General features: G+C 36.2%; 4 protein-coding genes. All 4 read right to left on the reverse strand.

All coding sequences use genetic code 11. The annotated features are described in order from the left end of the window. Positions 1-68: 68 nt before the first annotated feature. The 4 genes from AB4Y90_RS11405 to AB4Y90_RS11420 are packed head-to-tail and all read right to left on the reverse strand — an operon-like array spanning position 69 to position 9,064. Positions 69-425 carry a hypothetical protein gene (locus tag AB4Y90_RS11405; RefSeq protein WP_441557706.1) on the reverse strand — a complete coding sequence of 119 codons (357 nt, stop codon included), beginning with the start codon at positions 423-425 and terminating at the stop codon, positions 69-71. After that, on the reverse strand, positions 422-3,940 hold the full coding sequence (locus AB4Y90_RS11410; protein ID WP_441557707.1) for a DUF6443 domain-containing protein: 3,519 nt from the start codon (positions 3,938-3,940) through the stop codon (positions 422-424). The genes AB4Y90_RS11405 and AB4Y90_RS11410 overlap by 4 nt, the downstream gene beginning before the upstream one ends. Before the next feature lie 9 nt (positions 3,941-3,949). Continuing rightward, positions 3,950-7,372, reverse strand: coding sequence for a hypothetical protein (locus tag AB4Y90_RS11415; RefSeq protein WP_441557708.1), 3,423 nt, complete (start codon positions 7,370-7,372; stop codon positions 3,950-3,952). A 6-nt stretch (positions 7,373-7,378) separates the two neighbouring features. After that, complete coding sequence (locus AB4Y90_RS11420) at positions 7,379-9,064, reverse strand: T9SS type A sorting domain-containing protein (RefSeq protein WP_441557709.1); 1,686 nt, start codon at positions 9,062-9,064, stop codon at positions 7,379-7,381. Positions 9,065-9,262: the final 198 nt, after the last annotated feature.

The following is a 9,262-nucleotide window of genomic DNA, read 5'->3' on the forward strand; positions in this document are numbered from 1 at the left end:
TTCCTAAACATCGATTAATAAAGAAAACCAACACTTCTGATACATTACCTAGTACTATAGAATTATGACTATTTTATAAATTGCTTTGTAAGTTTCATAAAACATTTCTTATTCTCGAGATTGATTAGCTTTTTACTTTTAACTAAAAAAAAGTATTTCTTTTTATAAGTTGTACTGTCCCGATCTGTTAAAGAAACACTAAATTGTGAATTTAAAATTAGTGTATCCTGATTGGTTTTCCAATTACCGATTACTTTTTCAACAGAACTTGGATAAATTAAAATAAATCTATTATTCTTTTGTAAGTTTAGTATCGTACTTGGAGAATCTATAGAATAGCAACTGCTTTCATATTTTCCTAATACTGTTTTTGATTGACAACTAAATAATAAAGGAATTACTAATAAAATTATTATTTTTTTCATTTTTTATAATATGTTTGACCATTAACACGAAATGCTCTTCCTTTATTTGCTATATTTTGAAGCGCTTGTTTCTGCTGTGCAGGAGGTAGCTTCATTACTCTTGAAATCTCTGGATGATTATTAACATTTATTGGACCAGCAGGTAAATCTTTATAAACTTCTGGTAAAGTATTTATGGTATAAGTTTCACGCTGTCCAAATAATTTACCTCGCTCGTAACCTTCGACTTCATCAGATTTATCTCCAAGAAACAGAACTCCTTTATCGTTTTCTTCTTTCGTCACCATTCCGGTTTCTCCCGTTTCAAACTGATAAGCATGTTTTAATTCATGAGAAAATAAATCTGTACCTCCATTGCTCGGCATTAATACATAAACCTTACCATTTTTAAAATTAAAACCTAATGCGCCAACTTTAGAATTAGAATCACTTAACAAATTTGTTTCAGCAACATCATATATTTGATTTGAAGCAGATAAAGTATTAATTTCTCCTCGTACTCCTTCTAATTCCGTATTGTTTGCTGCTAGACCTGCGATTCTATTAGTTAATCTTTTTATTTCCTTTTCTCCCATTTTGCCAGATTCAATTTTAGCTCTTAATCTCGCAATGTCAGAATTATTTTTGCTCTGTTTTGAATCAATATCTTTAATTAATTTATTTACCCATTCCCATGCATCTTCGGTAAATTCATTTCCATCAATATCAATATATAATATGGGATTATTTCCAGCATAGTGATGTGGGGAAAGAGAAACATATTTTTCAGCTTTATTATCTACAACTCCCCATCTACCAATATCCGGCATATAAAACCTTGCACCATAATCATACATTCCGGTCTCCTGCAACTCCTTTCCGTTGTATTTATAATTATAAGTATTTTCAAAATTATAATATTGAGCATTGTGCATCATTCCAAAAGGATAATAATTTGTTACACCTTCAGCTTCACCGGTGATGATGTAATTGTTACACATCTGTCCATCGGGTGTATTATAACAATTATTTACTACAATGTCTCCTGTTACCACTCCGTTTCCATCAGCATCGCTGTAGCTTAACCTTACATTGCCCAGATGATCGGTATAGTTGTAAAAATACCTGTTTCGCAGAGCATCAAAATAACCTTCCGAAGTGGGGATAATCCTAAGTCTCATCTCATCATTCATCATCATTCCTGTTTCATCTTCCCATGCATTGGTAAATTTATACTGGAAACCATCCAGATAATCGGTCTGCACTGTTCCAAAGAGCTTCTTCACTTTTACGCCGTCTGCTCGGTACACATAATTCGTAGTTTTCGAGTTCTGCGTGATCTGTCTGGGTAAATTTAGAAAATTATATTGAATTGATGAAATGCCTTTATCGGTAAAAGAAGTCATGTTTCCGTTATTGTCATATCCTATATTGGCAGGAGCTGCTTTGTAGGGAAAACCCTGAGACAAAGTTACCGCATCACTTATTTTCTGCAGTCGGTTGCTTGTATTGTTGTTTTCATACTGATACGTAAGGTTGTCGATCAGCAAAGCAGTTGCGCCCATTCTTTGGGCTGTTCTTTTCATGGTTTYGATATTTCCGTTCAGATCATAAGTTACCTTCTCATAATATTCTCTAAGAGACGGATTGGTGTCGTTCTGGTAAAATCCTGCCGATAAACGGTTCAAACCGTCATAAACATAGCCGTATCTTTTCAGAGATTCATTGCTGGTGGCTCCTGTTTTCCAGTCTACTTCGGCAATGTTACCGTTGTATCTGGGAAGAACCTGCAAAGCGGGATCTGAGGTATCGGGCGTTTGTAATCCCTCCACCTGATTGTATTTGATCTTATAGCCAAACAAATCACTTCCAAGATTGCTAGGATCATTGATTTTGGTCATCCAACCTCGAATGTTGTATTGGTAATCTAATGTCTGAAGGCCGCTTCCTAAAGTTGTTCCGCCAACTTTTTTGGTTGTAAGCTGAGACAACTCGTTGTATTCATTCTGAGCTAAAATTTCTTCGGGGTTGTTATCAATTTTATGCTTATGGGCTTTCAATCTGTTCTGATGATCGTACGTGAAAGTTTCGGTAATTATTTTCTCGGCATCGGCGGCCAATCTTTTATGAAAAGTTTTAGTCTGCAATACTGCGCCGGCAAAGTCGAGCTCAGACTCTGTTTTGGTGTAACCTCCCAGATGATTGATGGCAAAACTCCCTACAGGTCTTCCTTTGGTGTCATAATAAGTGTAGGTTTTCGTCCAGCTGTCATCTTCAATGTTTTTTACCAAAGTCATTACAGGAAGGCTTTTAGTGCTTTTTCCGATTGCCGCGTTATCGGTTAAGATTGTTTTTCCGTAGATAGCAGAAGGAAAAGCAGGGTTGAAGCTGTAAGAAGGGTAAGTGTCGTAGTAATTAACCGACAAAACCGTTTCTAGATAAGGAAACATATTGTTGGAATAATAAATCTGTATTCCGTTTTTGGTAAAACCTGCCGTATCTCTGTTTTCGGTAATAGAAAGATTGCTTATCATATTCTGCATGTCGGACCTGTTTGTTCCTTCTAAAATCCCCGTTATAATGACTCTCCCAAATTTGTCGTATTTGGAAAAAAGCCATTTTCCTGATGGGCGCATTACTGCATTCTGCGTAAAAATCAATCGGTCTGCTTTATCATAGACCATATATTCCCAGCCTTTTCCGGGAAGCTTTTTTTCTACCAATCTGTTTCTGTCGTCATAACGGTACTGATAGCAAAGGTTATCAAGATCTGAGGTTGAGATGGAAGCTGCAGCCGAGGCTAGTGGCGGAATGACAAATGCCAATTGACCATATTTATTATACACATAATACGTATCTGTATTTTCTGTGGTATTCAGCACTTTTCTCACCAAAATGGTTTGTCCTTTCCCATTTTTAAATTCTATGGTTTTGTTCCCGTCTTCATCAGTAACAACATTTTTATAGAGTTGGGCTGTGCCATAAGTTTCCGCCACACTGATTTCAGATTTTGAAGCGCCATTTTCCCAAACCGTTCCGGTGCTGTATTTTTTTACTTCTCCACTAACGTTCATATCGTAGCCGAATTGCACAGGTTTACCCGACCAATCATTTCCCACCTGTATCTGTTGCTGTATCCTGTTTAATGGTGATTTTTCAAAAATTTTCTCAGCATAAATCTTCTCTGAGCCGTAAATTTCGGGTTGTGCCGCATTGGAAAGCGGATTGGGAACAATTGCTCCGTTCAGGCTATTGGATTGTGGAACAGGGAGGTAATCTTTTACCTGTCTTCCGAACCCGTCATATTCAATATGCGTCACTACATCTTTTCCCAATGGGGAGGCTTTGATATTCACCACCTGCTTCGGTCTTCCCAGACCGTCAAAGTACTGAACGGTTTCTGAGGTTTTAGGACTGGAGAGGGTAGGGTCGGAGAGATAAGTCTTCGAATACACATAGTTTTCGGTCGCAGTCAGCTGCGCCTGGAATAAACCAGACAACAGCAAGGTTCCTATAGGAATTAATATTTTTTTCATGATTGAGTTTTATGGTTTATAATTGTATTTGAATTCTTTTAACAGCTTGCCGTTAACATCCTTGATGCTTTCCAGTCTGTTGGTGGAATCGTATTTGTAAATCTCCCGGATTCCTGATGGCGGGGTAACCGTTGTTACGCCAATCAAAGGATCGTAAGTATACGTACTGATCTGATAGCTTGATAAAGCAGAATTTTTCCTGAAGTTATCCAAAGCTGTGATGAGTGCAGGTTCATTGGCAGAATTGGAAGCATCTGAGTTGGAAGAATTAACAATTGTATCAATCAGAGACTGCTGAATATCTGAAAGTTTAGCTCCTTCCACTTTCGCAATCGGCTGGGTGTTGTTGTAACCCCAGATAATAGCAGTCGGGATATCATCTTTCGTAGTATACTGCAAAAGATTTCCTTTACTGTCATACAGGTTGAAAGTAATCTGGGTAGAAGGCGTTTCATTGTTAATAGTATATGATTGTATAGAGCTTGGGAACAAATGGGAAGCATCATCATACTTCGTTTCCGTTTTTGAAACTAAGGTTCCGGGATCCGAAGCACCGAATCTTTCCACTACCGATGTTTCCAGCGGAGTACTTACTATGTTAGCATTTAGCAGTTTGGTATTAGATTTTTCAGCTGCATATTTATAATTGGTTTCTGTTAAAGAAAGATCAGCTTGGTGTCTGATTTCTTTACTTATATCGTAATTAGCATTATAGGTATAAGTGGTGAACTGTTCAGAAGTTTTACCCGGATAATATTCTGATATTTTTTTCTGCTGAAGTAATGGGATAATATTTTTCTTGTATATGGGCTTCGAATCTAAAACAGAAGACAACTCTCCGCACCCGCCAATCAGACCGCATGAACCTCCAACATTATGGTTTTGATTTCCCGTAAGAGTTAAATAATCTTCATAGGTATTCATTAATCTTGAAATCGCAGAGTTTTTAACAAAGCATCCCCCATTACCCGAAATATATGTTTTCGCTCCTGTAAAAATTTCGGATTCCACGAGATTGTATATATATTCATCTCTTCTCAAAAGTCCGTTGGTACTGTTATAAACTTCAGATTTATTGATCAACCCGTATTTTTTCTCAGGATTTTTAGTAGGCAAAAACGGATAATTATAATTTAGCGGGTCATAATCATTATAGTCTAATGGTGTGGTAAAATAATTTTTGGTATATCCTTCAGATTCAATTACTTTTACGTTTGCATAGGTTACAAAAGAACTGTTGAGATTTGCTGTTTGCACAATCGCATTATTGTTATAGGTACGATAATTCACATCTCCGTAAAATGTTGTTAAATGATCATAACCGCCAACAGAATTAGTACATGGGGTATTATCGCTCTCTTTGACGGTTCTTTCATATACATAAACAGGCTTATTGTTAAGCACACCACTGGATTTTGATGAGTCATTAAAAGAATTATATAAATATTGAAAATAACGCTTGGGCTGATTGACCAGGCTCATATCAGATACTTTATCCCAAAAGTTGATTTGTTTAATTCTTACTCCACCACCATAAAGGTATTTATAAAAGTTTGTTAAAGAATATTTTGCAATTTCAATATTATACTTCACAGAACTATATTGTAAATCTCCATTAGAAATAAATGAAATTTTATAAAGGCCTTTACCATAAAAAGAAATCTGTTTTGAAGTGCCTGTATCTATATTCATATAATACTTACCTCTCGTAATTCCGCCGGTATTGGCATACGTTTCTTCATAGCAGGAGGAAGGATCTGGCAATAAAACATTCGGGTCATAAGGCACATCACATTTTACAGGTGTAATCTGTAAAGTATAGGGTCTGATATCGTTGAGATATGAATATTGCGTGGCTTTAAAATTTACAATAACATTTTGCGGATTATCTATATAAAATATTTCCTCTGTTGGTTGATTATTAAAAATATTTTTATCAAAAATACTTGAATTATAGTTTCTGTTTTCAGGAATATCATAATATTCAATAGTGCTTGTTGCAATATCTGAAAAGGTATTAGCTTCCCATACATATTCTTTCACTCCTTTTGTAGGAGAGATCTCATACTGAAGAATTCCTTCGGCAATAGCAAGAGGATTAGTCCTTTTATCGGCACCGGAAGGATTCATTTCAGACTGCTCAACATCAAACCAACCTGTATAATTATTATCGTTGTAATACCCCCAGTTATCTTTTTCATAAGAATCACTATCAGGAAGTGCTCCATTATAATGAAAGGAGTAGTTTAATCTGCTGTCCTGCTCATTTACAATACTTCCTAAAACAAATTTAGTCCCTGATGTATTAAAATTGAACTTAAATGAATTGACCAGATGATTATGAGCATCATACAACTTAACTTTATCTAAAAAATTATTCCCGTTAATTGATGTTTTATCAAAATTGATAACCGCTCTGTCCAGAATCGTTATTTTTTTTAATTTATAGGTGTTATTTTTTTTAGTAATGATATCAGTTTTGTATAATGGTTGAAGGTAATCTGTATGATGAAGATTTTGAATCCTATATCTGAGATCGTCTTTTACATTCGGGTCAATTATATGATTATATTCTGTACTTCTAATTGTAGAATCAGGAAAATTATACGTTTCATATTCCGCATTAAACACTTCATTATTCGATGGGTCTTTTATTTTTGTTAAATGCCAGTTATTTTTATACTCTGTAAAGGGTGTAAGAGGCATGTTAGTCGTGTGCGCGATCTGGGAAACAATAGAAGATGTCACAATATTCGTATCAGATTCAAAAAGATCAAAAATATATTGATATCCCTTATCATCAATGATTGTAAAAGATTTGAGATGTTTAAGATTAGAATCTCTTTCATATTGTATTTTGTACTTTTTTTCAGTCCCGAAAATTTTAGGAATGTATACTCCATTCTCATAAGCAAATACAAACTTTCCGCTATTTCCTAAAAAGCTGAACATATATTCATCGCTCAATGTATCATACTGACCCGAATAAACCGATTCATATAATCTTTTTTTAAGGAAATTATTGGTATTGGCTGATATATATCCATCAAATCCATAACTCAAAACCTGATTATCTAAAATTCCCCACAAAGCTTTATCATCATTAAGGCCATTAACCGTTCTTGTAATCATTCCTACATCAGAAACACTCCATCCCACTCCAAGTTCAGAACCTATTTCTTCTACTCTTATCTGAGAAGGATGATAAGAGATTTTCATATTGTAGGATAATATATTATCAATCGGAACATTAAAGATAGCATGTGAAATATCAGGAATTCCTGTTGATAAATTAACAGGGATTTGATCCATCCTTAAAAGTGAGGCTACCGAAGCCTTCGGAGGAAAGATTTCAGGAATTTCTGAATTACTATTTTGAGCATATACGTTTCCTAGAAACATCGTTGCCAATAAAATTGTTGTTTTCTTCATTGTGTTTTATTTTTTAATCAGTTTAGCATTTGCAGTTTTCTCATCATCCGTTTTTACCACAACCAGGTAGGCTCCCTGAATCAGGTTCTGCGTATTTATTTTTGTCACTTTATTCTTTGTTTTCAGGCTTTGTAATTGTCTTCCGCCCATATCATAAATAATGATCTCAGCTTCAGACTTCCCGTCACCCAGCTTCCAGCTTCCCTCTTCAAACCCTATTTCAACATAACAGTAATCTGAAACAGGGTTAGGATAGATCTTGATATTCTGTTTCTCGATCAACTGATCAATTTGAGAATCTCCAAGTTTAACGATCTTCCAGTTCTCTTTACCCAATTCTTCGGCACTTGTTCCTGCCAAAACAATTGAACCGTCCTTATTCATTTTCAGATCAGATAGCCTTTCTTCTTTCTTTCTCGATTCACCTTTTACGTGTTTTCGCCACTGCTCATTTCCGTCATTATCAATGTACATCATCCAGAAAGTTTCATCATCAGCCTCAATCCTTCCTTCCGCTTGCGTGTATCCGCCCAGCAATATGCCTTTAGTTCCTTCTGCTCCGCTCAGGATGACATCTTTATTCTTTTCTCTTTTATCTTGGCTCTYATTAATCACATTCATCCCCATCAGAATATCACGATTCTTGAAATTGTACGATTTCTGCCATTGCTCTTCACCTTTTGTGTTTAAAGAGATCAGCCATACATCGGTTCCTTCCTCAATTCCTACGGTCWTGTTTCCTGACTTTTCAGATCTCGATTCTCCGCCAATAATGTAACCCGAAGAAGTAAAAACCATCGTTCTTAAATGATCATCACCTTTACCTCCGAAATTCTTTTCCCATTCTATTTTGTTGTCTTTGCTGAGCTTGATTATCCAATAGTCACCTTCACCGAAGTTAGGGCTGGATTTGGAGGTTCGTGATACGGGATTCGAGGTTTCGTTACCGGAACCCGAATCATGCGACCCGGAACCCGAAACTCGGAACCCGGAACTTCTCGAATAAACTCCCAACAACGCTCCTCCATCCGGAGTCGGGATCATCTTTTCAACTTCATCCAATCCTCTTCCGCCTAAAATTAATTCTGAAACAACTTTTCCGTTTTTATCAAGTCTTGTAACCGTCACATCTTTGGATCCGAAACCGTTGGCTGCATTTTGAACATTCCCGGCGACCATAAAACCAAAATCAGCAGTCTGAATTACCGATCTGGCTTCTTCATCCTGCGAGGTTCCCAAAGTTTTCTGCCACAATTCATCTCCGAATTCGTTGATTCTGATCAGCCAGATRTCGGATCCTCCTTTAGAAGCATCTTTTTTATCTAAACCTTTACCTGAAAAAGACGTACCCGCCACGAGAAATCCGCCTTCCTGCGTTGCCACAGTTGCCGAAAGAAAGTCATGGTTTTGTCCCGAGAAATACTTTTCCCAGGCTTCTTCACCCTGCTGATTGAGTTTGACTAAATGAAAATCGTAACCATGATTTTGGCTTGAGCCTGCCGATGACACTGCAGTTTTACCTGCTGCCTGAATACTGCTACCCGTAACAAGATATTGCTGGTCAACCGTTGTAGTGACCTGCGAAAGGAAATCCTGGGTAGATGATTTGATGTCTTTTTGCCATACCACTTCCTGAGCAGAAAGTAAAGCTGTGGCGCCTATAAGAAATGCATTCGTGTAGAGCTTTTTCATAATTTGCATTTATTTGTTGTTAATTATATTACGAAAATAATTGTTTTTTTAATTCCTTTAATAAGGAAAACCATAATTGTTAAATTTTTGATAAAGTTTGTTTAAAATGATTTTTCTTTAACCACAAAAAGGGCAAAAAAAATTCATGATTGGTTTTTCGCAAAGGCGCAAAATTGTTTAACTATAGTATGCTTTAAG

The sequence above is a fragment of the Chryseobacterium sp. 2TAF14 genome, from assembly GCF_052115105.1.
GTDB lineage: Bacteria > Bacteroidota > Bacteroidia > Flavobacteriales > Weeksellaceae > Chryseobacterium.

Bases quoted from the DNA above. Each gene is read 5' to 3' on its own strand.
- AB4Y90_RS11405 (WP_441557706.1), bottom strand. From the start codon at position 425: ATGAAAAAAATAATAATTTTATTAGTAATTCCTTTATTATTTAGTTGT.
- AB4Y90_RS11415 (WP_441557708.1), bottom strand. From the start codon at position 7,372: ATGAAGAAAACAACAATTTTATTGGCAACGATGTTTCTAGGAAACGTA.